This is a genomic window from Paenibacillus sp. DS2015 (genome assembly GCF_050433705.1).
Taxonomy (GTDB): Bacteria; Bacillota; Bacilli; order Paenibacillales; family Paenibacillaceae; genus Paenibacillus_AQ.
This window is the reverse complement of sequence record NZ_JBNPWS010000018.1, coordinates 64238-89636: the sequence shown is the minus strand read 5'-3', so window position 1 is coordinate 89636 and position 25399 is coordinate 64238. Positions and strand designations below refer to the sequence as shown.

Annotated in this window: 23 protein-coding genes; all 23 read right to left on the bottom strand. The window is 41.7% G+C overall.

The window, feature by feature from the left end:
• Window positions 1-21 precede the first annotated feature (21 nt).
• Window positions 22-1302 carry an EF-P 5-aminopentanol modification-associated protein YfmF gene (gene yfmF / locus J2T13_RS16205; RefSeq protein WP_429373060.1) on the bottom strand — a complete coding sequence of 427 codons (1281 nt, stop codon included), beginning with the start codon at window positions 1300-1302 and terminating at the stop codon, window positions 22-24.
• A 123-nt stretch (window positions 1303-1425) separates the two neighbouring features.
• A complete protein-coding gene (gene sleB / locus J2T13_RS16200) occupies window positions 1426-2238 on the bottom strand; it encodes a spore cortex-lytic enzyme (RefSeq protein ID WP_429373058.1) in 813 nt (270 codons plus the stop codon).
• Window positions 2239-2375: 137 nt separating this feature from the next.
• A complete protein-coding gene (locus J2T13_RS16195; protein ID WP_429373056.1) occupies window positions 2376-5012 on the bottom strand; it encodes a DNA translocase FtsK 4TM domain-containing protein in 2637 nt (878 codons plus the stop codon).
• A gap of 61 nt (window positions 5013-5073) precedes the next feature.
• Entirely contained in the window at window positions 5074-5313 is a 240-nt protein-coding gene (locus J2T13_RS16190) for a YlzJ-like family protein (protein ID WP_429373054.1), read from the bottom strand.
• Window positions 5313-6086 (bottom strand): ClpP family protease, encoded by a 774-nt coding sequence (locus J2T13_RS16185; protein WP_429373052.1) that lies wholly within the window; start codon window positions 6084-6086, stop codon window positions 5313-5315. Before J2T13_RS16185 ends, J2T13_RS16190 begins: the two co-directional genes overlap by 1 nt.
• Window positions 6087-6260: 174 nt before the next feature.
• On the bottom strand, window positions 6261-7940 hold the full coding sequence (locus tag J2T13_RS16180) for a ribonuclease J (protein WP_429373050.1): 1680 nt from the start codon (window positions 7938-7940) through the stop codon (window positions 6261-6263).
• 234 nt (window positions 7941-8174) lie between these two features.
• Window positions 8175-9056, bottom strand: coding sequence for a 4-hydroxy-tetrahydrodipicolinate synthase (dapA, locus tag J2T13_RS16175; RefSeq protein ID WP_429373048.1), 882 nt, complete (start codon window positions 9054-9056; stop codon window positions 8175-8177).
• 54 nt (window positions 9057-9110) lie between these two features.
• On the bottom strand, window positions 9111-10328 hold the full coding sequence (gene dapG, locus J2T13_RS16170) for an aspartate kinase (protein ID WP_429373110.1): 1218 nt from the start codon (window positions 10326-10328) through the stop codon (window positions 9111-9113).
• Window positions 10329-10348: 20 nt separating this feature from the next.
• On the bottom strand, window positions 10349-11395 hold the full coding sequence (locus J2T13_RS16165) for an aspartate-semialdehyde dehydrogenase (protein ID WP_429373046.1): 1047 nt from the start codon (window positions 11393-11395) through the stop codon (window positions 10349-10351).
• Between the two features lie 60 nt (window positions 11396-11455).
• On the bottom strand, window positions 11456-12052 hold the full coding sequence (locus tag J2T13_RS16160) for a dipicolinate synthase subunit B (protein ID WP_429373044.1): 597 nt from the start codon (window positions 12050-12052) through the stop codon (window positions 11456-11458).
• Window positions 12049-12948, bottom strand: coding sequence for a dipicolinate synthase subunit DpsA (gene dpsA / locus J2T13_RS16155; RefSeq protein WP_429373043.1), 900 nt, complete (start codon window positions 12946-12948; stop codon window positions 12049-12051). Before dpsA ends, J2T13_RS16160 begins: the two co-directional genes overlap by 4 nt.
• A gap of 131 nt (window positions 12949-13079) precedes the next feature.
• A complete protein-coding gene (dut, locus tag J2T13_RS16150; RefSeq protein ID WP_429373109.1) occupies window positions 13080-13529 on the bottom strand; it encodes a dUTP diphosphatase in 450 nt (149 codons plus the stop codon).
• A complete protein-coding gene (locus tag J2T13_RS16145) occupies window positions 13504-14772 on the bottom strand; it encodes a M16 family metallopeptidase (protein ID WP_429373041.1) in 1269 nt (422 codons plus the stop codon). The genes dut and J2T13_RS16145 overlap by 26 nt, the downstream gene beginning before the upstream one ends.
• A gap of 83 nt (window positions 14773-14855) precedes the next feature.
• A complete protein-coding gene (locus J2T13_RS16140) occupies window positions 14856-15845 on the bottom strand; it encodes a polysaccharide deacetylase family protein (protein WP_429373039.1) in 990 nt (329 codons plus the stop codon).
• Between the two features lie 270 nt (window positions 15846-16115).
• The gene (gene pnp / locus J2T13_RS16135) at window positions 16116-18200 is read right to left on the bottom strand and encodes a polyribonucleotide nucleotidyltransferase (protein ID WP_429373037.1); all 2085 of its coding nucleotides are present in this window, start codon (window positions 18198-18200) and stop codon (window positions 16116-16118) included.
• Window positions 18201-18443: 243 nt separating this feature from the next.
• On the bottom strand, window positions 18444-18713 hold the full coding sequence (gene rpsO, locus J2T13_RS16130) for a 30S ribosomal protein S15 (protein WP_429373035.1): 270 nt from the start codon (window positions 18711-18713) through the stop codon (window positions 18444-18446).
• 148 nt (window positions 18714-18861) lie between these two features.
• Window positions 18862-19842 carry a bifunctional riboflavin kinase/FAD synthetase gene (locus tag J2T13_RS16125; protein ID WP_429373107.1) on the bottom strand — a complete coding sequence of 327 codons (981 nt, stop codon included), beginning with the start codon at window positions 19840-19842 and terminating at the stop codon, window positions 18862-18864.
• A 27-nt stretch (window positions 19843-19869) separates the two neighbouring features.
• Window positions 19870-20787, bottom strand: a complete 918-nt coding sequence (gene truB, locus J2T13_RS16120; protein ID WP_429373033.1) for a tRNA pseudouridine(55) synthase TruB — start codon at window positions 20785-20787, stop codon at window positions 19870-19872.
• On the bottom strand, window positions 20784-21761 hold the full coding sequence (locus J2T13_RS16115) for a DHH family phosphoesterase (protein ID WP_429373105.1): 978 nt from the start codon (window positions 21759-21761) through the stop codon (window positions 20784-20786). The genes truB and J2T13_RS16115 overlap by 4 nt, the downstream gene beginning before the upstream one ends.
• A gap of 29 nt (window positions 21762-21790) precedes the next feature.
• Window positions 21791-22138 (bottom strand): 30S ribosome-binding factor RbfA, encoded by a 348-nt coding sequence (gene rbfA / locus J2T13_RS16110; protein WP_429373031.1) that lies wholly within the window; start codon window positions 22136-22138, stop codon window positions 21791-21793.
• Window positions 22139-22152: 14 nt separating this feature from the next.
• Entirely contained in the window at window positions 22153-24780 is a 2628-nt protein-coding gene (gene infB, locus J2T13_RS16105) for a translation initiation factor IF-2 (RefSeq protein WP_429373029.1), read from the bottom strand.
• On the bottom strand, window positions 24773-25096 hold the full coding sequence (locus tag J2T13_RS16100) for a L7Ae/L30e/S12e/Gadd45 family ribosomal protein (RefSeq protein WP_429373103.1): 324 nt from the start codon (window positions 25094-25096) through the stop codon (window positions 24773-24775). Before J2T13_RS16100 ends, infB begins: the two co-directional genes overlap by 8 nt.
• The gene (gene rnpM / locus J2T13_RS16095; protein WP_429373027.1) at window positions 25089-25397 is read right to left on the bottom strand and encodes an RNase P modulator RnpM; all 309 of its coding nucleotides are present in this window, start codon (window positions 25395-25397) and stop codon (window positions 25089-25091) included. The genes J2T13_RS16100 and rnpM overlap by 8 nt, the downstream gene beginning before the upstream one ends.
• Window positions 25398-25399 lie beyond the last annotated feature (2 nt).

Sequence of the window (25399 nt, the reverse complement as noted above, 5' to 3'; positions counted from 1 at the left end):
ATATTTTACACTTTGCACGGTCTATTCCTCCTTTTGCCCTCTCAAGAAGTAAATGGTATCCAACTCAAAGGTAGATGCTGCAGCTTGCACATCCTCCACCGTAATATTCTCAACCTGCTGAAGGAGTTCTTCTCCCGACCGCTCTTTTCCTGATAATTGGCGATTAAAATCAAAACCGATCATTTCAAAAGCAGAGTCATCTATTTCACGGAGTAAATTGCGGATCATTGCTTTCGTCTGTGACATTTCAAGTTCGCTGATATGACCCGCCTTCATTTCTGCAATCTGATTCTGAATGATCTCAACAGCTTTCTTATAATTCTGAACCTCAATACCGGATTGAATCGTTCCGATGCCTTTATGACCGTCATACCTTGACGAAGCGTAATAAGCTAAACTTTCCTTCTCACGAACATTAAGAAACAGCTTAGAATGTGGATATCCACCCAGTATACCGTTATACATAAGTGCGGCAGCATAATTATCGTCACCATAGGTGATCGATGTGCGAAGCCCCATATTTAGTTTACCTTGACTAACATCTAATTTTTCCTCAACGATGCGTACTTCTCCTTCTTCACGAGAAGATGCCTTAGTCTCATAAGAAACTTGCTTAACAGGACCTAATTGGAAATGTTGCTCTACCAGTTGCTTGACTTCTTCAAGTGTCGTATCCCCTACAACATAAAGATCGATATTAGCTTCATCTAGCCATGTGCGATAGGCCTTATAAAGTGCTTCAGCGTTAATAGAATCTAAATCTTTACGTTGTCCTAGTGGGTGTAGACGGTAAGGTTCATTCCGACACATCTCTTCTAAGCATCGTTCTGCAGCATATCGAATTTTATCATTGATAATGGATTCTAACTTCTTCCGTACGTTCTCTCGCTCTGCCTGTACGTAAGAATCTTTGAAATGACCATTTTCTAGTGCAGGCTTCGTCACCACTTCTCCCAAAAAGGAAAAGGACGAGCTCAGCAAACTTTCATCGCTTTGAACAAAAGAATCATTAATCGTGTCCATACGAAATTGGACGATTTGATAATCGCCTCTTTTGTACACATCAAATCCAAAACCCGCACCATATAACTGTTCTAATCGTTCACGAAACTGTATTGTTTCTGGATAGGACTCCGTCCCTCTACGCAATACAAAGGGTGTTAAGGCTGTAGTTGTCACTGTATCTTCTGAAAGTGGAGTTCCAAAATACAAAGAAATTGCATACGTTTTGAAGCGTTTTGTAGGTAGCACATGTATCCGCACCCGTCCTGCATTATCATGTTCAAATCCCATTTTATTCAAGGTCCGAATCTCCTTTATATTGTGGCTTTGTCAAACCATTTACAATCATTAATAATATCCATTCTATACCAGACGAAAGTCAAGAAGCAACCGAAGACAAACCTTCGATTGCCGTTTTAATAGTTACATACAGAAAATATGCTCTCCTATCGTTTTTACTTGCGCTCGTGTCCATATCCACTTCGAAGTTGCTGTTTTGGGGTTGAAATAATATAAACATCCATCTGATGGATCCCAGCCATTCAAAGCCTGCTGCACCGCTTGACGGGCTTGTTCATTCGGCTCTAACCAGATCTGGCCATCAGCTACAGCGGTGAATGCTCCAGGTTGAAATATAACGCCCGAGACTGTATTTGGAAAGCTTGGAGATTTAACTCGGTTCAAGATGACAGCAGCAACCGCCACCTGTCCTTCGAAGGGTTCCCCACGTGCTTCTCCATACACTGCATTGGCTAGTATCTTCAACGTGTTCTCAGACAATCCCATCGTATTTGAAGAAGTTCTAGACGCATTATCTTTGGTGGCCTCAGGGGTCTTAGCTGTAGTTTTTTCGGCTTGAATAGATTGTGTTGGTTTCCAATCCTTCGTTGCATTATACAGCTTCAGCTTGGTCTTGCCCCCCGCTACACCATCTATTTTCATCCCAAACTCTGATTGAAACCATTTCACAGATTTCAAAGTACCACTTCCGAAATGACTATCTATTTTACCTGTGTAGAACCCTAAATACTTAAGTCTACCTTGCAGTTCGTATACATCCTGACCTGTCGCTCCATATTTAACTACGTTTGAACTGAATACGGGCTCTGAAGGAGTGGAGTGAATATTGTGATCATCATTGCTATTCGTCTCAGCCCCACTATTCGTTATTCCGAATACTACTACGGACAAAAGAAATAACACACTGAAAATTATCCAACCTCTTTGTTTAGTCATAAGTTAGCTCTACCTTTCTCTTGTGGGTTTTACAGGATCGCTAACGTTATTATGACAAGAGCCGTGACTTCCTATTCATTGATCCTTTCAACAATAAAGAGCCTTCCGCTGACATACACGAAAGACTCTCATCTTCATCATGAACTTATTTTGTTGTGCTGCTGATACTGCTCTATTGATAAAAGAACCTCGCGGGGCTTACTCCCTTCATACGGTCCAATAATTCCACGAGACTCCATAGAATCAATTAAACGGGCCGCACGGGTATACCCCACCCTCATTCTTCTCTGCAATAAGGATACTGACGCTTGCTTGGCTTCAAGTATAATCTGAACCGCTTGATCAAATAGTTCATCAAGCATTTCATCAGAATTCGCTGATGATTCCTCCACTTCAGGCACGAGGAATTCGTCATATTTAGCTTGTCCTTGATCACGAACATAATCGACTATATTCTCTACTTCCTGATCATTTATGAAAGCGCCCTGTACTCGAATCGGTTTAGATGAACCCATGGGTAGGAAGAGCATATCGCCTCGACCCAGTAACTTCTCGGCTCCTCCCATATCTAGAATGGTTCTAGAATCCACTTGAGAAGATACTCCAAAGGCAATCCTTGACGGAATGTTGGCCTTAATGACCCCCGTAATAACATCTACAGAAGGTCTTTGTGTGGCGATGATCAAGTGAATCCCTGCTGCACGTGCCATCTGTGCAAGCCGAGTAATCGCATCCTCGACGTCGTTGGCTGCTACCATCATCAAGTCAGCTAACTCGTCCACTATGACTACAATATAAGGCAATTTAGCCGGCAAATTATCTTTCATCAGTTTATTATAACCTTCAATATTACGTGTCCCAGATTTAGAGAACAGTTCATAGCGCTTTTCCATCTCAACTACAATCTTTTTCAGCGCTAATGAAGCACGCTTAGGATCCGTCACAACTGGAGCTAACAAGTGAGGTATCCCATTGTATACATTTAACTCCACCATCTTAGGATCTACCATAAGAAATTTCACTTCGTCAGGCTTTGCCTTGTAAAGAATACTCGTGATAATCCCATTAATGCAGACAGACTTACCCGATCCTGTGGCACCTGCCACAAGAAGATGGGGCATCTTGGCAAGGTTGCCGATAATAGTCTGGCCTGATATATCTCTACCAAAAGCGACAGAGAGCTTAGAATCAGCATCCTGAAATATGGAAGTCTCCATGACTTCACGCATCGTTACAATAGACACTTCATTGTTAGGTACTTCAATCCCAATAGCTGATTTCCCAGGGATCGGTGCTTCCATTCGAATGTCCCGCGCTGCAAGCGCCAAAGCAATATCATCTGTAAGACTAACAATTCTACTCACCTTTACCCCTATATCAGGCTGTATTTCATAACGAGTTACAGCAGGACCTCGAACAACTTCTAACACCTTAGCACGAACACCGAAACTCTCCAGTGTAGCTTCAAGTTTACGAGCTGTTTGCATATAATCCTGTTCATCACCCGCTTTACCTGTACTTTGACTCTTCGCAAGTAAACGGAAAGGCGGCAATATGTAAGGCTTAGGAGGTGGAGCTTGCACAATCATTTCCTCGGGTATGATATCGGCTTCGCTTGGTAAAACACCTGGAGCAGAATCAGCATTGGATTTGTTCATTTCCCCTTGATCTTGATCGGAAGTATGACCTATTGCACCAACGTCCGGACTATTCATAATGACATTCTTTAGATCTTCAACTTCCTGCCCTGTAAAGACATCCTCCAGGTCATCTTCCTCTATAACCCCTTCAGACTTCACCTGTTCGAAGAAATTTCGGATGATCGGCGTAGCTACCTTCGGTACATCTGCTGGTTCACTCCAAGGAAGCGTATGTTCCTCAGCCTCAAGATGATGATCTTCATCGGTATAGGATTGAGCTTGAATAACACTCGATCCTTCTTGATCCTGAACCTCAGCCTCCTCTTCCTTCGCTCCCTTTCTACTACCAAACAGTTGGAAGAATAACGGTGCCGAACGTTTAGTCTTAGTGAGACTAAAGTCTTCGTAGTCATCCTCTTCTTCTTCATCTCCTGGCAATAGCCTACTCTTATGAACAGCTGGGGACTTAGCATTCGATGGGGTCTGATTCACAGATTGTCGACGTGCATTTAACTGTTTTTTTATACTCGTCCCAGTCTTCCATACCTTTGTACGAACAATTCGTATCAAATCTACGTATGACAAGTTAGTAATTAACATAAAACTAATAATAAACATAACGATCATTAGCAATTTAGCGCCAATATTTCCAAATAACCAGAAAAGTACAGTATACTGCACCGTACCCACATATCCCCCGCCGATATCTTTATCCATCATAGAACGTTCATTTTCAACGGAAGGTGAAAGAAGCGCTTCATGTAAATCCATTTGTCCCTGTTTAAAAATGCTAGTCGAATTAAATTCGATCGGCGCAAGCTTCTTCTCTAATCCAGATATGCTACTCATCAATGTTAGCGCAAGCACAAGTAACAATAAGCCACTTTTACGTGTATTCCACCGTGACGGCCACTTCCTACTGATCATAACCATAAGACCAAAGTAAATTCCTATTAACGGAAATACGAAGTAAAACCTTCCTAGAAAAAGACCAAATATTTTGGATAGGGACCATCCGACCGTAGCTTCGCCTGATAGTGCAATTACAGATAATGTAATGAGAATAATCCCATATATTTCATATTTAAGTACACTGCTAAGTATAGCTTTTTTCTTTTTTCTTCTTTTCGCCAAAAAAGTCACCCCCGGAACAACATTATACCATATAAATCCGTGGGTACCTATGTTCTGTTTTTCAGTCTAAAGTCTCATTTTTCAAGTAAGGAAGATAACTAATCATTTGTCCAGGGGCGTAGGCTGGATTCAAGTAATCAGCTAAAGAACAATGAAGAAGCCTAACAATTTGTGCTGAATTATTAGCCATTGGCATGACCTGCATTAGAATACCATTTATTTGGATGTCAGCTGTTTGTTCAGGCTCCTTTAGGCTCCCTGCCCATACTGTCTCTATAGGCATAATCGTATAAAGTGTCATTACTGCACCCTTCCCTGTATAACTAATTTTTGCTGTTCTTCAATCATGAAATTAAGTTTGGCCAATGCCTGACCAATACCACCAACCTCATCCATCAATCCATATTCAACAGCGTCTAATCCCCCAACAGCAGTCCCGATATCTCGATTAAGCTCCCCTGTCTGGAACATCAGCTTCTTAAATTTCTTCTCTGTAATTCGAGAATGAGATGTAACAAACCGAACAACCCGTTCTTGCATCTTCTCCATATACTCAAAAGTCTGAGGAACACCAATCACTAATCCATTTAGACGAATAGGATGGATCGTCATGGTTGCACTTTCAGCAATAATAGAATAGCTAGAAGCGACTGCAATCGGTACGCCGATACTATGCCCTCCCCCAATAACAACGGTAACCGTAGGCTTAGTTAGCGAAGCTATCATCTCTGCAATCGCAAGACCTGCCTCTACATCTCCACCTACTGTATTTAACACAATAAGTAATCCCTTGATATCTTTGTTCTGTTCTGCGGCTACAAGCTGAGGAATAATATGTTCGTACTTAGTCGTTTTATTCTGAGGAGGTAATACGATATGCCCCTCAATTTGACCAATAATTGTCATGCAAAAAATATTTGACTCACTGTTCGGTACCGTTGTTTGTCCTAACTGTTGAATGGTATTTACAACTTGAGCTTCTTCTTGCAAGGGTGGCAACTGCCCAGGAAGTTCTGTCTCATCAGATGATTTAGCATTTATTTCTTGATTTTCACCATGGGAATTGCTTGTCATTGTATTTCTCCTTTTTCTCAACTATATCGTTAGTATGGGAGAAAGGAGACTATATTTATACCCTATGAGCGCATAAAAAAGCCCCTGTTCCGCAGGGAACCGTCCAATATTGCCTGCGAAAAAGGGGCGACTGTGTGCTTGCACTATATCTAGTCGATTATTCGTTTGTAAATTCTATACTTCCATGATGATGGGAAGAATCATCGGTCTACGACGAGTTTGTTCGTACAAGAAACGTCCCAATGCATCTTTTACTCCTGTTTTAAGGGAGGCCCATTCATTCACTTTCTCACTCATAAGCTTCTGAAGCGTACTGGAGACAATCCGATTCGCTTCGTCAAGTAACCCTTCGGATTCTCTTACATAGACAAATCCTCTAGAGATGATGTCAGGTCCTGACATGATGCTACCATCTTGCTTACTCAATGTGACCACAACGACAAGAATACCGTCTTGAGAAAGTAGTTTACGGTCGCGCAATACGATATTACCTACATCACCAACGCCTAGCCCATCAATCAATACATTACCTGCGGTGACTTTACCAGCTCTGCGTGCTGATCCGTTAATAATTTCAACGATTTCACCAAGTTCTGTAATAAATATATTAGCAGGATCAACGCCTACTTCTTGAGCGAGTAAAGAATGGCGACGTTGCATACGGAATTCACCATGAATTGGAATAAAGAATTTCGGCTTCATTAGATTTAGCATCAGCTTTAATTCTTCTTGACTACCATGACCTGATACGTGAACCCCTGGATGCGTACCACTGTAGATAACATTAGCACCCAATTTAAATAATTCATCAATTGTGCGTCCAACATACTTCTCGTTACCTGGTACTGGTGTAGCTGCAATAATTACTGTATCTCCAGGTAAAATATCTACTTTACGGTGTGTAGAGCGAGCCATACGTGTTAGCGCTGACATTGGTTCCCCTTGACTTCCTGTGCACAGAATAACTACGCGATCTGCCGCCATCTTATTCACTTCTTCAGGTTCAATCAACATGCCATCTGGCACATTTAAATAACCTAATTCAGATGCGATCGCTACTACATTAACCATACTGCGACCAATAACAGTCACTTTGCGTCCTGTAGCTTCTGCTGCATTCAAAGCTTGCTGAATACGATGCACATTCGAGGCAAATGTCGCTATAACGACACGTTGGGATGACTTACGGAAGATATCCTCAAGTACTACTCCTACATTACGTTCCGAAGGAGTGAAGCCTGGTTTCTCAGCATTCGTACTATCGGATAATAGAGCTAATACCCCTTCTTGTCCAATAGCAGCCATACGTTGTAAGTTCGCAAATTGACCATTAACTGGTGAATGATCGAACTTAAAGTCCCCAGTATGAACAACATTTCCTTCAGGAGTAGCGATGCAAATCCCTACAGAATCAGGAATACTATGGTTTGTTCCGAAGAAGGTAGCTTTCATTGTTGTACCGATTTCAACTACGGAATCTTCATCAATTAAAATACGTTTTGTTTCACCAAGAAGATTAGCTTCTTTTAATTTGTTCTCCACCAAACCAAGCGTTAGTTTCGTTCCATAAATCGGAACGTTCAGGTGTTTCAACACGTAAGGTAGTCCACCGATATGATCTTCGTGTCCATGTGTCAGCAATATGCCTCTCACCTTGTCACGATTTTCTGTCAAATAGGAAATATCAGGAATAACAATATCAATTCCGAGCATATCCTCTTCCGGGAACTTCAATCCGGAATCCACTACAATGATGTCATTTCCATATTGAATGACATACATGTTTTTCCCGATTTCACCGACGCCGCCCAAAGCAAATATCGTCAATTTATCGTTATTTAATTTTTTAGACAATTGAATCTTACCCTCCTGTATGGTTTTGGACGTCGCACCATCATTTATATTATATTTCAAAAATATACCGCACCCAGTCACTTGACATCATTATACATGATTAAAAAGCGAAAAAACAAGTCATCATCTATGTAAGCATTAGGTTTCCCCATCGGCGAAGCCTTTATTTATGAAAAAAGCACCTCCGCGGAGGCGCTTCATTACCGCTATTAATCAAAAATACATCATTAATAATTATAACGAAGAAACTAACTTTTTGATGAATTCTGACTCTTCCTCATTGGGCGAAATCAGTGGCAGTCTCACGTCCCCTACTTGATGCCCAAGCAGCTCAAGAGCATATTTAACGGCTGATGGGTTAGGAAGTGGGCTTGGGGATTCAAAGAGTCCTTTAAACACAGGAAACAGTTGCTGGTGAAGACGAGCAGCCTCTTTGATGTCACCTTCGAGATATGACGTTATCATCTTCTTCATAGGAACACCTATAATATGACTCGCAACACTAATAATCCCATAAGCTCCTACAGCTAATGTTGGAAGAGCTGCTGAATCATCTCCAGAGTAAACTCTGAATTTCTCGTTCGCACCTGCAACTAATTGAGTCACTTGATCTACCGATGCACACTCTTTAGTAGCCACGATATTAGGAATCTCTGCCAAACGAAGGGTTGTGTCTACCGATAGACTAGTTACTGTACGACTGGGTACATTATAGAGTATTATAGGTAGCTCTGTACTGTTCGCAATAGCTTCGAAATGCCGGAACACGCCTTCTTGACTAGGTCTATTATAGTAAGGAACCACCAACAAAAGACCATCGACACCCAGTTTCTCAGCTTCTTGGGTCATATGGATTGAGTGTGCTGTATTATTACAGCCTGTACCTGCAATGATCTTACACCGGTTATTCGCCTTCTCAACAGCAAACCGAAACAACTCCAACTTCTCATCATCACTTAACGTTGGTGATTCACCTGTTGTTCCAGCAATGACCAAAGAATCTGATTGCTGTTCTTCAATCAAATAATCAATTAATTTGGAAGTCTCATTCCAATTAATACGACCTTGTTTGTCAAAAGGGGTTACCATAGCTGTGATTAATCTTCCAAAGTCCACTTTTTTTCCTCCTAAAAAACAGCGTAAACTTGATATATCTATCACAATACTGCGTTACCGATGCAGTTGAAATTTCGTGTGTAGCGCCCGCATCGATTGCACCATATCTTCTTTTTTGACAAGTACCCATATGGTCGTATTGGAATCCGCCGATTGTAATATTTGAATATGATGCTCACTCAGAGCTTCTACTATTCTAGCCATTATACCAGGAACGCCATTAATTCCACCGCCAATTACGGAAACCTTGGCACATCCGGATAAGCTACTTGGTTTGAAACCCATATCTTGCAGTGCTGTAATTGCTCGCTCTGAATCATGGTCGAATACCGTATAGACTGCCCCTTTAGGTGTCACGTTAATGAAATCAACACTAATAGAATTTTCCGCCATCGACTTAAATACTTTCAACTGCAGATTACTCATCCCATCTTCACAGTCTACAGTTATTTGAGTCACATTACTAACGTAGGCTATACCTGTAACATAACGATCTAGAATACCAGACTGCACGTCTTGGAATCCCTCTGGATGTGTAACTAGCGTGCCTTCACTCTCTGAGAATGTTGAACGTATTCGTACAGGTATCTGAGCCTGCATTGCAATTTCTACAGCTCTTGGATGAATAACCTTGGCACCTTGATAAGCCATATTACATATTTCAGCATAACTAACATAAGCTAATGGCTTAGCATCTTCAACGATCCTTGGATCTGCTGTCAATACACCATTAACGTCTGTATAAATATCAACCATTTCAGCATGTAATACTGCACCTAACGCTGTAGCTGAAGTATCACTTCCACCTCTACCAAGCGTAGTGAAATCCCCCGACTCGCTCTGACCTTGAAATCCTGTCACAATAACCACTTTATGAGTCTTAAACTCCTCAATAATTCGAGTAGGACGAACGTCTAAAATACGTGCGCTTCCGAAATGATCATCTGTGACAAAACCAGCTTGCGCCCCGGTCAAAACGGTTGAAGATATACCTTCATTTTGGAGTAGGCTACACAATGTAGCTGCGGATATAATTTCACCGCAGCAGAGTAGTAAATCTTTTTCACGATCAGGTAATGAATCCCCATTCTGTACAGCCCAATCAAGAAGGGTATCTGTAGCATATGGATCTCCTTTTCGCCCCATAGCAGACACGACAACAACAAGATTATAGCTGAGAGCTAGCTCCCGCTTAATGTGTGATAATACATGTTCTCTAGCCTGGGGTGAGGAGAGTGAAGTGCCACCGAATTTCTGAACTAAGATGCGCATTCCCATATCCTTCATATCCCCTATGCACGTCCAGAATGCTTTGAAACTATGATTTCAGCAATTTGTACAGCGTTCCAAGCTGCACCTTTCAAGAGGTTATCAGATACAATCCACATATTAAGACCTAAGTTATGCCCTAAATCACGGCGTAAACGTCCAACGAATACATCTGGTTTACCAGCAGCTTCAGTAGCTAAAGGATACAATTGTGAAGCTGGATCATCCACCAATGTAATGCCTGGTGAATTCGCAAGAAGCTCTTTAACTGCATTAAGATCATAATCTTGTTTCAGTTCTACGTATACCGATTCAGAGTGACCATACACGACAGGAATACGAACACAGGTCGCTGTTACTTCAATTGAAGTATCGCCTAAGATTTTCTTCGTTTCGTTAACCATCTTCATCTCTTCTAACGTATAACCATTCTCTTGAAATTTATCAATTTGCGGAATCGCATTAAAGGCAATTTGGTGTTTCACAGGCAAAGATCCTACAGGAAGTATATCAGGTTGAACATCATGTCCCTCAAGCACATTTTTGCTTTGACGAAGCAATTCCTGAATAGCTTGGTTACCTGCACCGGATACAGCCTGATAGGTAGAAACGATGATACGAGAAATACCATACGTGTCTTGCAATGGTTTCAATGCAGCTACCATTTGGATTGTGGAACAGTTCGGATTTGCAATAATTCCAACATGTTCATCAATTTTCTCCGGATTCACCTCTGGTACTACAAGCGGTGTACTCGGATCCATGCGGTAAGCGTTCGTGTTGTCAATACATACTGCCCCATGTCTAACAGCATGAGGTGCCAATTCCTTAGTTACATCTCCACCAGCACTAAACAACGCAATGTCAATGCCGTCAAAGCTATCAGGGGTAGCTTCTTCTACTAGTATGTCTATGCCTTTAAAGTTAATGACAGTTCCTGCAGAACGTGCAGATGATAGTAGCTTTAGCTTAGCAACCGGAAAATCACGTTTTTCTAATAATCCCAAAATCTGTTGCCCTACTGCTCCTGTCGCTCCTACAACCGCCACATTAAACTTTTGATTGCTCATTATGCCGTATCTCCCCTTATCAATTAAGACATTTTTCTAAATCCATATAAGTTATAAGTTCTAAGCTGAATGAAACCGTTCGATAATCATAGGTTGCAGTTGAACTCCTTGCAACGCGGAATAGCAAGCCTCAGGAATAAGATCCATCTTAGCAACGAGAGAATTCGGCTTTTGTTCAGGATTATCCTGGCCAAAAGGAACAAAGTAAATGTTCTTCGTCACTAATAATTTAGCAATATTCGCTGCGTTCAAGCCAAGCCCATCATTCGTAGATATAGCCAGCACCAAAGGACGACCATTACGCATTTGAGCTTTGGCTGCCATTAACACCGCAGTATCCGTCATAGCATTGGCTAACTTACTTGTCGTATTGCCAGTGCAGGGTCCGATGACCAGCACATCCAACAATTTGGAAGGCCCTAGTGGTTCGGCCTCAACAATTGTAGAAATAATATCATTACCCGTTATATCTTTCAACTGTTTCAACCAATTTTGTGAAGTACCAAAACGTGTATCGGTGGTTGTTACTGTATTTGACACTATCGAAACGACGTTGGCGCCCAATTCTACAAAACGCATAATTTGCGGCATTACCTCTTCAAAAGTACAGTGAGAACCCGTTATTGCATAACCAACAGTCTTGCCCTTCCAATTCATTGCCCATCCCCCCGAATCTTCTTTCCGTCCGAAATCAACTGTACCAATGTATTGGCAATGATAATACCAGCCGTTTTGGGAGCTACGATACCGGGTAGACCAGGAGCAAGCAGCGCCTTAATTCCCCGCTTCTCTGCATAACGAAAATCACATCCGCCAGGGGCCGAAGCAAGGTCAATTATGACTGCACTTAAGGGCATTTTGGACAGGGTCTGTGCTGTGACTATCATAGTCGGTATCGTATTAAAAAGCAAGCCGATATTGCCCACTACACCCTCCAAATCCCTTGTCAGGAAAGGATCCCAGCCCATTTCAGTCGCCCTAGCAAAGTGCTCCACAGATCGTACTCCCATCCTCACATTCGCTCCCAAACCTTGCAAACTTCTTGCCATCGTAAATCCTGTCCGACCCATTCCCAGAACGATACAATTCGACCCGTGTATCGTAAAGTCAGTGTTCTGGATCGCCATCATCAATGCGCCTTCTGCTGTAGGGATAGAATTATAAATAGCTACATCATCACGCTCAAGCAATTCAACAAGCTTAATCCCATACCGAGTGCAGACATTCCTTAGATAGGATTTAGCCATACCTGTGTAAATCGTGCATTCTGGCGACAACGCAGCGAAATGTTCATCCGTCAACTCAATAGAATCAGAAGAGAATAACGTATTAACCTTCCCCTCATCATCACACCCTATCATGGGTAATACGAGACAGTTAGCTGTCTCTAATAACTTAAGAGACAATTTAGTTCTGGAAATATTTACTAATTGGTCTTTCAAGTCTTCAAACCCGACAATACCCACCGAGGCGTTTAAATCCGAACACTTCCGAATTACTTCGATCTGCCTCGCATCTCCGCCTAGGAACACCATTCTGACTCTTGTCAGCATAATGTCGCTCCTTTCACAATACGTGTTCTATACACGCATAATATGCTACAGGCGAATGAGGGGTGAACAAAAAAAAGCCTGTAGCCTACCTTTTTAAAGGCAAAGCCACAAGCTTATTACATTTACTTACATTATGATTTTCCTGTATGACCGAATCCGCCAGCTCCCCGAACGGTTTCTGAAAGCTCATCAACCACTTCCAAAGCTACTTCAGGTACAATTTGAAACACCATTTGAGCAATTCGCTCATTTCTAACAATCGTGAAAGGAACATCCCCCAGGTTAATGAGGAGGACTTTAACTTCACCACGATAATCTGCATCAATGGTTCCTGGTGTATTTAAACAAGTAATACCATGTTTAAGTGCAAGACCACTCCGAGGTCGGATCTGCGCTTCAAGCCCTTGAGGCATAGCAATGGCAAAACCTGTAGGTATTAATTTCCGTTCACCAGGATTCAACACACATTCCTCTTCTACAGCTGCATACAAATCAAACCCTGAGGCAAGTTGAGACATTTTCTCAGGTAGTTTGATATCCTCGTGTCCCGAAAATTTATGAATTTGAACGTAATGTAACAAAATCATCTCTCCCTACTCCTGTAATCATTTTGTCTGAATTACCTACCATAGCTATAGACAACGGCTCACTAAACATCAGATCAAGCACCGAATCCACATCTGCCATCGATACTTGCTCAATATTATGAATCATTTCATCTAGCGTGTAGTGTTTACCGAGCATCAACTCATTCTTGCCTAGACGATTCATACGACTTCCTGTTCCTTCTAAGCTCAATATAAGACTGCCCTTTAACTGTTCCTTACCTTTACGTAACTCATCTTCGGTAATACCATGAGTAGCTACGTCCAACAGTACCTCTTTGGTTAAATCCATAACCTCTTTAGTCTGCTTCGGAGCAGTACCGGCATAAATAGTGAATAAACCATTGTCTGCATGAGCGCTATGATAAGAGTAGACTGCATACGCCAATCCCCGCTTCTCACGTATTTCTTGAAACAATCGTGAGCTCATTCCGCCACCTAGCGTATTATTTAACAATACCATAGCATACAGCCGCTTATCCTCATTCGAACATCCTGGGAAAGAGATACAAATGTGATTCTGTTCTGTCTTCTTTTTATGAAACAAAAGATTGCTATGAAAGCTGGGAACGATGACTTCACTTTCAGTACTGTGGATATCAAATCCACCAAAGTGACGTTCTAGCAGTTCTACTAGGTGCTCATCAATATTACCAGCCACACTTATGACCGTATTCTCTATCGTATAATGTTTGTCCATATAACATCTTAAGTCGTTAGCGTTCATTGATTCTAGACGCTCTCTGGTTCCTAGGATTGGATACGCTAGTGGATGATCTCCATATACTACTTTAGCCATCAGATCGTGAACCAGATCATCGGGATCATCTTCATACATTGAAATTTCTTCTAGTATGACGTTCTTCTCTTTCGACAGCTCTTCATCATCTAGCTTCGAGCGAAAAAACATGTCTGATAACACATCTACAGCGATCGGAAGATGCTCATCCAGCACTTTGGCATAATAGCAAGTATACTCTTTGGAAGTAAAGGCATTTACATTGCCACCAATAGCATCGAATTGTTCTGCAATATCTTTAGCGGTAAAGCGTTCTGTCCCTTTAAATAGCATATGCTCAATGAAATGAGAGATTCCGTTGTTATCATCATTCTCATTTCGCGACCCCGTTTTGACCCATATTCCGAAAGACACGGATCTACAATTCGGGATTTTCTCCATAACTACTCTAAGGCCGTTAGTTAGTTTTATTCGTTCCAATAGAAAGGCCTCCTATCATCATCCGCAAGCTATTTCATTCTAATCTCATAAACCAATCCTTATCGTATCATAAAAAACACGACTCACTCAACTGTATCTCTATCTACCCGCTCGGAAGACAACGTCTGAGTTACGGTACCCAGTACCAGACCTTTTCCTTTAATTGCTTGAATTATTCCCTGTAGTGCTCTCGAGGATGACGAGGTTGGATGCATTAGAATCAGATTTCCTGGTTCTACTTTGCTTGAAATCTTGTCTACAATGGACTCAGGAGAAGGCTTACGCCAGTCCACAGTATCTAAAGTCCATAGTACAGTGTACATTCCAAGCTCACGAGCGATCTTCACAGTGTTATCATTGAAATCTCCTGAAGGAGGGGCGAACCAAAGATTATCGACACCCAATTGATCTTTAAGTAGTTGTTGCGTTTTACTTATCTCTGCTACAGCACGTTCCTTACTTAACTGACTCATATTAGGATGAGAATAAGCATGATTCGAAAGTTCATGACCTCTTTGCTGAATAACTTTAGCAAGATCAATGTTCTTCTTCAACCAACTACCATCGAAAAAGAACGTGGCTTTTACCTTTTCCTGATCCAAAATATCAAGCATGGGTATAATAAATTCATTTCCCCACGCCACATTTATCATCAGTGAAACCATAGGCTTATTTGGGTTACCACGATAGATCGGATCTGCGCCTAGATCAGCAATGGACACCTTCGGTATAAGGACACGATGGATATATCTTATAGGGGTAGATCGACCTTTATTCTCGGTCAATTTATACGTTGCTTCCACATCTAATTCCATTCCATTATATCCAGGAATTACTTTCCACACTCGATCTAACCTAGCGTCAATAGGTTCAATTCTAGTCTGAGTAGCCTTATCTTTAATCTGTTGATATAACGGATCTATGTCAGAAGTATCCTCCACTTGTTTAAAGGTATCCCTAGAGACAAAAGTGAGGCGTCCCTCCTCAATAAATTGCCGAATACTACCTGCTTGACCTAATCCAATGACAATCGTAAAACAAGCAAGGATAACCGCGATTCTTCTCGTATACATGGAACTTTCATCTCCCTTGTCACCTTTGTCCAATCATATGAACAACCTATAGGGAATATGAATAAAGAGTTCTACAAGAAGAAACGGATTCACCATCCTTAAAGGGAAGATAACCGTTTCTAATAGAAATAAAGATCAGCAGTAATTTATTTATTTCAGTAAGCGCTGATATGAATTAAAACCCTTATATTTAAAAAAAGAGCCAGAAGTTTACCTTTCTGCCTCTTTCCTTTATTTGATTAATTTCGAAATACACTGTCTGCTACATGATTATACAGTTAATGTCGCTTTGCGGGACAAATTAATACGTCCTTGTTGATCAATTTCAGTTACCTTGACCGTAATAGAATCACCTATCGCGATTACATCTTCACACTTAGCGACACGTTCTGTCGATAGTTGAGAAATATGAACCAGGCCTTCTTTATTTGGAAGTATTTCTACGAATGCACCGAATTTCTCAATTCGTTTCACTGTACCCACATAGATTTCACCGACTTCAACCTGACGAACGATACCTTCAATAATTCCTCTAGCCTTTTGATTCATCTCTTCATTCGTAGATGCAATGAAGACACGACCATCTTGTTCGATATCAATCTTCACACCGGTTTCTTCAATAATTTTATTGATGATTTTACCACCTGCACCAATAACATCTCGAATACGATCTGGGTTGATCTGCATTGTCATGATTTTAGGAGCATATTGAGATAGGTTAGTTCTAGGTTGTTGAATGGCTTCCATCATTTTACCTAGAATGAACATGCGACCTTCTTTAGCTTGATTCAAAGCTTCATGAAGAATGGCACGATCAATACCATCAATTTTGATATCCATTTGAATAGCTGTTACGCCTGCTGCTGTTCCTGCGACTTTAAAGTCCATATCGCCAAGATGATCTTCCATTCCTTGAATGTCAGATAGAATCGATACATGATCTCCATCTTTGATTAGTCCCATAGCTATACCAGCTACTGGTGCTTTAATCGGAACACCTGCATCCATCATGGCAAGAATACCTGCACAAATACTAGCTTGTGAAGTTGAGCCATTAGATTCCAATACCTCAGATACTAGACGAATTGCATAAGGAAAGTCTTCTTCAGAAGGTAGAACTTTAGACATTGCACGTTCACCAAGAGCACCATGTCCAATTTCACGACGACCTGGAGCGCGAAGAGGACGTGCTTCACCTACGCTGAACGGAGGAAAGTTGTAGTGATGCATAAAGCGTTTGGATTCCTGTGGATCGATACCATCAAGAATTTGTACATCTCCAAGTGCTCCCAACGTACATACACTGAGGGCTTGTGTCTGACCGCGTGTAAACAAACCTGTTCCATGCGTACGTGGTAAAATATTGGTATCACATTCGATTTTTCGAATTTCATCCAAATTCCGTCCATCTGGGCGCACTTTATCATGTGTAATCAAACGTCTTACTTCTTCCTTAACTATGTCATGAAGCACTTCCTTGACATCTTTCATGAGTTCCGGAGTCTCTATGTACTTCTGCTCAAATAAAGTTACCGTAGCTTCATTAATAGCGTCAATAGCATCCTGACGTGCATGTTTTTCAGAAATTTTAACAGCTTCTTTAAGCTGAGCTGCTGCAAATTCTCGAACTTCATTATTGACAGTATCATTCACTGCATGAAGTTTAACTGCCATCTTTTCTTTCCCGGCTTTTGCAACTAACTCTTCAATTGTCGCCACAATTTTCTTGATTTCATCATGACCAAACATGATTGCCTCGAGCATAATCTCCTCTGGCACTTCGTTGGCCTCTGCTTCCACCATCATAATCGCGTCTTTCGTTCCTGCAACGACCAAATAAAGATCACTAACGGCTTGATCTGCTGTGTTCGGATTAATAATAAATTGACCATCCTTACGTCCAACGGCAACTCCGCCTATAGGTCCACTAAAAGGAACATCGGAAATACTAAGTGCAGCAGATGTACCGATCATTGCCGCAATATCAGGTGCACAATCTTGGTCCACGCTCATAACAAGATTAAGAACTTGTACATCATTACGGAATCCTTCAGGGAATAACGGACGAATAGGACGGTCAGTTAGACGACTTGAAAGAATTGCTTTCTCACTTGGTCTACCTTCACGTTTAATAAATCCACCTGGAATTTTCCCAACAGCATACAGTCTTTCTTCATAATTAACCGTTAATGGAAAAAAATCTAGATCCTTAGGTTCGTTAGAAGCTGTTACTGTACACAGAACTACAGTCTCACCATAGTGAACCATCACTGCAGCATTCGCTTGTTTAGCAAAACGTCCTGTTTCCAAGATCAGAGTTCTTCCACCTAATTGCATTTCAACTCGATTCTCCATGAAATCCCTCCTTTATTAAATTATAAGTAGTGAGGCTCATATAGCCTGTCTTCTTATAATTATTGTGAAACGGATACCGCTCCTGTACAGAGTGTGTAAAGCCGCTTCTACTTATCCATAGTATTTCCATATCCTATAAATTTCATATACACCTACATAAAAAGCAACCCGGTTGCCCCGCAGTCACTCCTAAAAGGACATACGGTTAACAACCAGGCTGCATTTACTAAATCTATTGGATTATTAACGGCGCAATCCGAGTTTTTCGATAAGTGCGCTATAACGTCTAACATCCTTGTTCTTCAAGTACTTCAATAGTCTACGGCGTTGACCAACCATCTTCAACAATCCACGACGGGAATGATGATCCTTCTTGTGAGTACGAAAGTGAGTTGTCAAATTCGTAATGTTCTCAGTAAGGATAGCAACTTGCACTTCTGGTGATCCAGTATCGGATTCATGAGTTTTATGCTCGTCGATTAATTGGTGCTTACGTTCTTGAGTTAATGCCATTGCTATTCACCTCCTTCAATATAATTGCCGTTAGCCTCGTTAACGTCGGTGAAGTTCGTATAACCAAGCTAAGGTCATGTGTCATAGTCTTAATGACGTTAATCAGTATAGCATATCTATCTGTATAAAGTAAATGTCATTCAAAAACTTACTCTAGCGTCATAAGTAGCTGCTCCGCTTGCTTAGCATCTGCTTGAATCTGGGTAATTAATTCTTGTATAGAAGGAAAACGACGTTCTTCACGAATATAATACACGAGCTCCACCGTTAGATGTTCTTTATAAATATTCTCGTTGAAATGGAATAAGTGAACTTCAAAACTAGGTGCAATTTTTTGTTCATGAAAAGTTGGCTTAACTCCCAAATTCATAACTCCCAAAATCCAGTTCCCTTTATACAAGGCACGAATCGCGTATACACCTTTAGCAGGAATAACGTATCGATCATCTAATGACAAGTTAGCTGTAGGAAAGCCAATTGTTCGACCTCTCTTCTCACCATCAATAACCGTACCCGTTATGCGATAGAAACGACCAAACCAGTTGTTGGCCTGTTCAATATGCCCTGCTTGGAGCGATTTACGAATAGCTGAACTACTTACCTTCTCACCATCGACCAGAAACGGGGGGACACATGCAACTTCCATGTCTCCTTGTCCCATCTCACTAAGCATCTCCACATTTCCCTCACCCATATATCCGAAGCGGAAGTCAAATCCGACAACTGCTATCTTGATGTTCAAAGGAAGCAAAACGCCTCTATAGAAATCCAATGGACTAACACGAGAGAACTCTTCATCAAACTGAGCGACATATAACGTATCGATCCCCATACTAGCAAGGAATTCTTGTTTATCTTGAAGAGGTGTTAAGTACCCCTCATAATCACCTTTGCCCATAACATCTTTAGGATGTGGATTAAAGGTTAGAACTGCCGAGGGAACACCCTTCTCCTGTGCCAAAGAAATAGCTGTAGAGATCACAGAGGCGTGTCCTCGATGTAGTCCATCAAATTGGCCGATGGCAACCACCTGAGATAGTGGACACTCACGAACCATTTCGGATGAGAGGGGATATGATAATAGGACAGTTTTCACAACTTTTTCACCTGCAATTCCATTAAATAACATCACGTGTCATGAGATCATTAAATCATTTTATTCTCGCAAAAAGACTTTGACAGGAGCAATCGCTCCGGTCTCTTCCTGTCGTTGAAATATACCGAGAAATCTTCCTGTCCCATCGTATAGACGAAGGGGGTCAGAATGGATTACTTCGGGTATAACTGCCTTATATGAAAGCCGCTGGCCCTGAAGAGCAGCAGATATTTTATCATCAGATACCGTATGTGCGGGTAAATGAGTGATCGCCTGATCCACAGGAATCAAATGTGAAATAATGGATCCATCTTCCATATACCGTTCAATATCTTCGAAACTCAGACACTTGTCGGCGATAATACCTGCAGAGCTCGTCCGCTCTAGCTTTACCATAACCGAAGGTAGTCCCAGCATTCGTCCAATATCAACACAAAGCGTCCGAATATACGTCCCTTTAGAACACAACACCCGAAAGGAAATCTCAGGATAAGGTCCTTCTAACCTGATATCCGTCATTTCAATCTCATATATTGTGACTTCACGACTCTTCCGCTCAACAGTCTTGCCTTGACGAGCAAGCTCATACAGACGCTTACCATCAACCTTGACTGCGGAATACATTGGAGGAACCTGAGATATAATCCCATGGAATGAATGAAGCACTTCCTCCACTTGTTCCTTGGTAATTGTGACCTGCTCTACTTGCTCAGTAATTTCTCCTGTGAAGTCCTCGGTATCCGTAGCCATGCCGAGCCGTAATGTCGCCTGATATTCTTTAGGGAGCTCTTGCATGTATTCAACGACACGAGTAGCTTTACCTAGGCATAGCGGCAGTACGCCCGTTACCTGAGGATCTAGCGTCCCCGTATGACCAATACGCTTCATACGTAGAATCCGGCGAACTTTGGCTACTACATCATGCGATGTGAAGCCGGCTGGTTTGTAGACTGCAAGAATCCCTTCAAGTTCACTCATAATAAAGTCCTCACCCGCTCAATCACCTGTGAAATTATAGTATCCAAGGTACCTTCCATTCGACACCCTGCAGCCCTTGCATGACCTCCACCGCCAAATGTTTGCGCTAATTCAGCAACATCCACTTTTCCAGCAGATCGTAAACTTACTTTCACTGCATGATCATCAATAACTTTAAAGAAAATACCGACTTCAACCCCACGAATATTACGTGGGTAATTCACGATACCCTCAAGCTCCTCATTGACTGCACTACACTCCAACATATCCGCAGGCGTTAGGTGAACCCAACTAATCTGACCGTCTGATGACATTTGAAGCGTATTTAATGCTTTGACCAGTATGTTCATTTGAGGGAGAGTCATCTCCTCCAGTAAGTTCTCAGCAAGTTCAGGGCCATTCACTCCATACGTTAACAAATCTGATGCCATACCCATAATTTTGGGAGAGGTATTTGAATACCGAAATCCACCACTATCCGTAAGAATCCCTGTATAGATGGCTGTAGCAAGCTCTTTCGTCCACTTTACATCGAACAGCCCAAGCAGATCATATAATATTTCGGCGGTCGCTGCTGCGTCTGCGTTAATAACATTAACCTGTCCATAGCCATTGTTCGTAGGATGATGATCTATATTCAGAATAAGAGCATCTTCAGCAAACAACTGATTCGTTAGACCTACGCGCTTAAAGTCAGCACAATCTACACATATAACATGCTGATACGTGCGTAAGGGAGGATGAATCTCCATGTTCTCAATTTGATCCGCCATTGTCAGAAACAGCATTCGCTGCGGAATCGGACCTTCATTAATCATGGTAAATTTCTTCCCTAGACATGAGAGAAGCCAGCCCACGGCTACCGTGGAACTGACTGCATCTCCGTCTGGCTGTACATGCGACACTACAAGATAATCATCGTGCTTCAGCAAATATTCCTTAGCCTGCTCAAGCGCTTGTTCATAGGTCTGCATCGCCGTCTCCTTTAAAACTGTCATTAGTGTTACTCATTCTTATCGATTTCACCTAGTAGCTTCTCAATATGACTGCCATAAGCAATAGACTCGTCAATTTTGAAGAAAAGTTCTGGTGTATGCCGAAACCGAATTCGTTTACCTAGCTCCGAGCGAAGAAATCCGTTAGCTTTCTCTAATGCTTTTAACGTATTCTGCTTCTGATCCTCATCCCCAAGTACACTTAAGTAAATCTTTGCTTGTGAGAGATCATTAGTGATTTCGACACCAGTGATAGTGACGAAACCAATACGTGGATCTTTCAACTCACTTTGGACGAGTTGGCTCAGTTCTTTCTTAATCTGCTCTCCAACACGCCCTGTTCTTATTTTAGCCATGTAAATTCACCTCTCTACTTGCGTTCCACAGTTTCCATGATGAACGCTTCTATAACGTCGGCTTCTCTGACGTCATTATAGCTTTCCAAAGTAATCCCACATTCATAACCTTGGGCAACTTCTTTCGCGTCATCTTTAAATCTCTTAAGTGAATCGATTTTGCCTTCATGAATAACAATGCTGTTTCTTATCAAGCGAATTTCAGCATTACGAGCAATTTTACCTGAAGTTACCATGCAGCCTGCAATAGTACCCACCTTACTGATACTAAATGTGCTACGAACCTCAGCATGGCCAATAACTTTTTCTTTAAAGATTGGATCGAGCATACCCTTCATAGCTTGCTCAATTTCTTCTATAACATTATAGATAACGCGATGTAAGCGAATATCTACTTTTTCTTGATCCGCTGTTATGCTGGCTTGATTGTCTGGGCGGACGTTATATCCGATGACGATCGCATTCGAAGCAGCCGCAAGAATGATATCCGATTCTGTAATCGCACCTGCACCACTATGAAGGATCTTGACGCGAACGCCTTCTACTTCAATTTTCTCTAGGGAGCTCTTAAGTGCTTCTACAGTACCCTGAACATCACCTTTGATAATGACATTAAGTCCTTTAATTTCGCCATCTTTAATGTGTTGGAACAGATCATCCAACGTTACACGAACGTTGCTACCCATCTCTGATTGACGTTGCGTAATAGAACGTTTGTCCGCGATGGAGCGTGCTTTCCGTTCATCTTCAAATACCATAAATGGATCTCCAGCTTGCGGAACTTCAGTCAGACCTGTAATTTCAACAGGCGTCGATGGACCCGCTTCCTTTAAACGACGACCCTTATCATTCACCATGGCACGAATACGACCGAAGCAGTTACCTGCTACAAATGCATCACCCACACGAAGTGTACCATGTTGTACGAGTACACGTGCTACTGGACCGCGACCTTTATCTAGTTCCGCTTCAATAACGGCACCACGAGCACGTTTGTCAGGATTTGCTCTATATTCGTTCATTTCTGCTACAAGCAGAATCATTTCAAGCAAATCTTCAAGTCCCATTCTTTGTTTTGCAGATACATTTACAAAGATCGTATCTCCGCCCCACTCTTCTGGAACTAGACCATGCTCAGTTAATTCTTGTTTCACCTTATCCGCATCAGCGCCCGGTTTATCGATCTTATTAACTGCAACGATAATCGGTAATTCTGCCGCTTTAGCATGGCTAATTGCTTCTACAGTTTGTGGCATAACGCCGTCATCTGCAGCGACAACAATAATTGCGATATCTGTAATCTGAGATCCACGTGCACGCATAGCTGTAAATGCTTCGTGACCTGGTGTATCCAAGAAAGTGATCTTCTTATTGTTAATTTCTACTTGATAAGCACCAATATGCTGCGTGATACCCCCAGCTTCGCCACTTGTTACATTCGTAGAACGAATAGCATCCAATAGTGTCGTTTTACCATGGTCAACGTGACCCATAATAGTTACTACAGGAGGACGAGATTTCAAATCACTCTCTTCATCAATTTCTTCAACAGTCTCGAAGCGATCATCTTCTACCGCAATTTTCACTTCAACTTCCACGCCGAATTCAGCAGCTAGAAGAAGTACTGTTTCAAGATCTAACTCTTGATTGATGGTTGCCATAACACCCATTGTAATTAACTTTTTAATGACTTCCGAAGCATCCTTATGCAGAAGCTTAGCAGATTCACCAACAGTCATAGCACCACGAACAATGATTTTTTTCGGTGTATTATCAACTTTTTCACGACGTTCAGCTTGATATTGGTTTTTACCTCTACCGTTATTTCTGCCACCGCGATTGTTTCTGAAATTACCACCCTTGTTATCATCATAACGTTTAGCACCATTGTTGCCTGAGTTTCCTGGACGGTTCTTGTTCACACCTTGTTTTGAGCTATCTGTCGTTTGGGCAGTTCCACCAGCACGGTTTTGCGTTTGCGGACGAGCACTTGTATTACTTGTATTACTTGTACTACTTGTACGTTGTCCTCCACCTTGTTGAGAGCTGCTACGATTAGATGATTGGCTACCCTGTTGTCCTGTCGTTCTTTGACCGCCTTGGGATGTGGAAGGTCTTGGTGTTGTTCCTGTACTGCTTTGCGGTCTTGCTGTTCCAGCGTTACTTTGAGGTCTTGCCGAGCTAGAACTGCTCTGAGGTCTGGAAGCCCCTTGACTTGTTTGCGGCGTTGACGATACTGCACTATTATTGTTACTCGGATTATTGTTCATACCTACCTGCTTTTCCTGTTGTTTTTTTGTCTGATCTTGGTCATTTGTGGAATTCACTGCACTAGTAGATACCGACTCCTGTTTACGCTCTGGAGTCTCATCCTTAGCCATTCCTGCTGACCCATTGTTACTAGATGACGTTGATGCGGTTACACGATTATCACCGCTGTCTCTTTTAGCTGCTGCGTTAGACTTTATGTTTTTAAAGAACTGTTCCACTTTGTTGACGGACTCACTTTCCATAACACTCATATGATTGTTTACAGGAATATCAAGTCGTTTCAAAATGGTGATAATTTCTTTACTACTCATATTGAGCGATTTAGCATACTCATATACGCGTGTCTTATCCTTATTATCTTGTTTACTCAATATACTCCACCTCCGACATTGTCTCCATTGGTTTGGAGATCATTTCAGCGAACCCTTGATCCGTAATTGCCAGCACAACGCGATTTGGCTTTCCTATACTTGTGCCCAGACTTTCGCGGTCAAATCCGATCAACAGAGGGATTTTGTATGTTCCGCATTTATCGCGAAACTTTTTTTGTGTATTTAACGAGGCGTCACCCGCCAAAACAACTAGTTTGGCTTCTGAAGAACGAATTGTTTTGAGCACAATTTCATCACCAGTAACAATTTTTCCTGCACGCATGGCTAGACCAAGACGCGAAAGCGTCTTATTCATCATTAGAATTCTCCTTTTGAATCAGAAATTGATCCTCTGCAGCTATAAAATCATCTGCAAGTTGCTCATAAATTTCAGAATTTACATGATGTTTTAGAGCGCGATCCAAAGATTTATTCTTCTGTGCCAGCTTAAAGCAGGATACTTTACCACATAAGTACGCTCCACGTCCTGACTTTTTACCTGTCAGATCAATGAGCACCTCGTCTTCCGGTGTTTTTACGATGCGAATCAGTTGTTTCTTCGCCATCATTTCGTGGCATGCCACGCATTTGCGTAACGGCACTTTTCTTTGTTTCATCT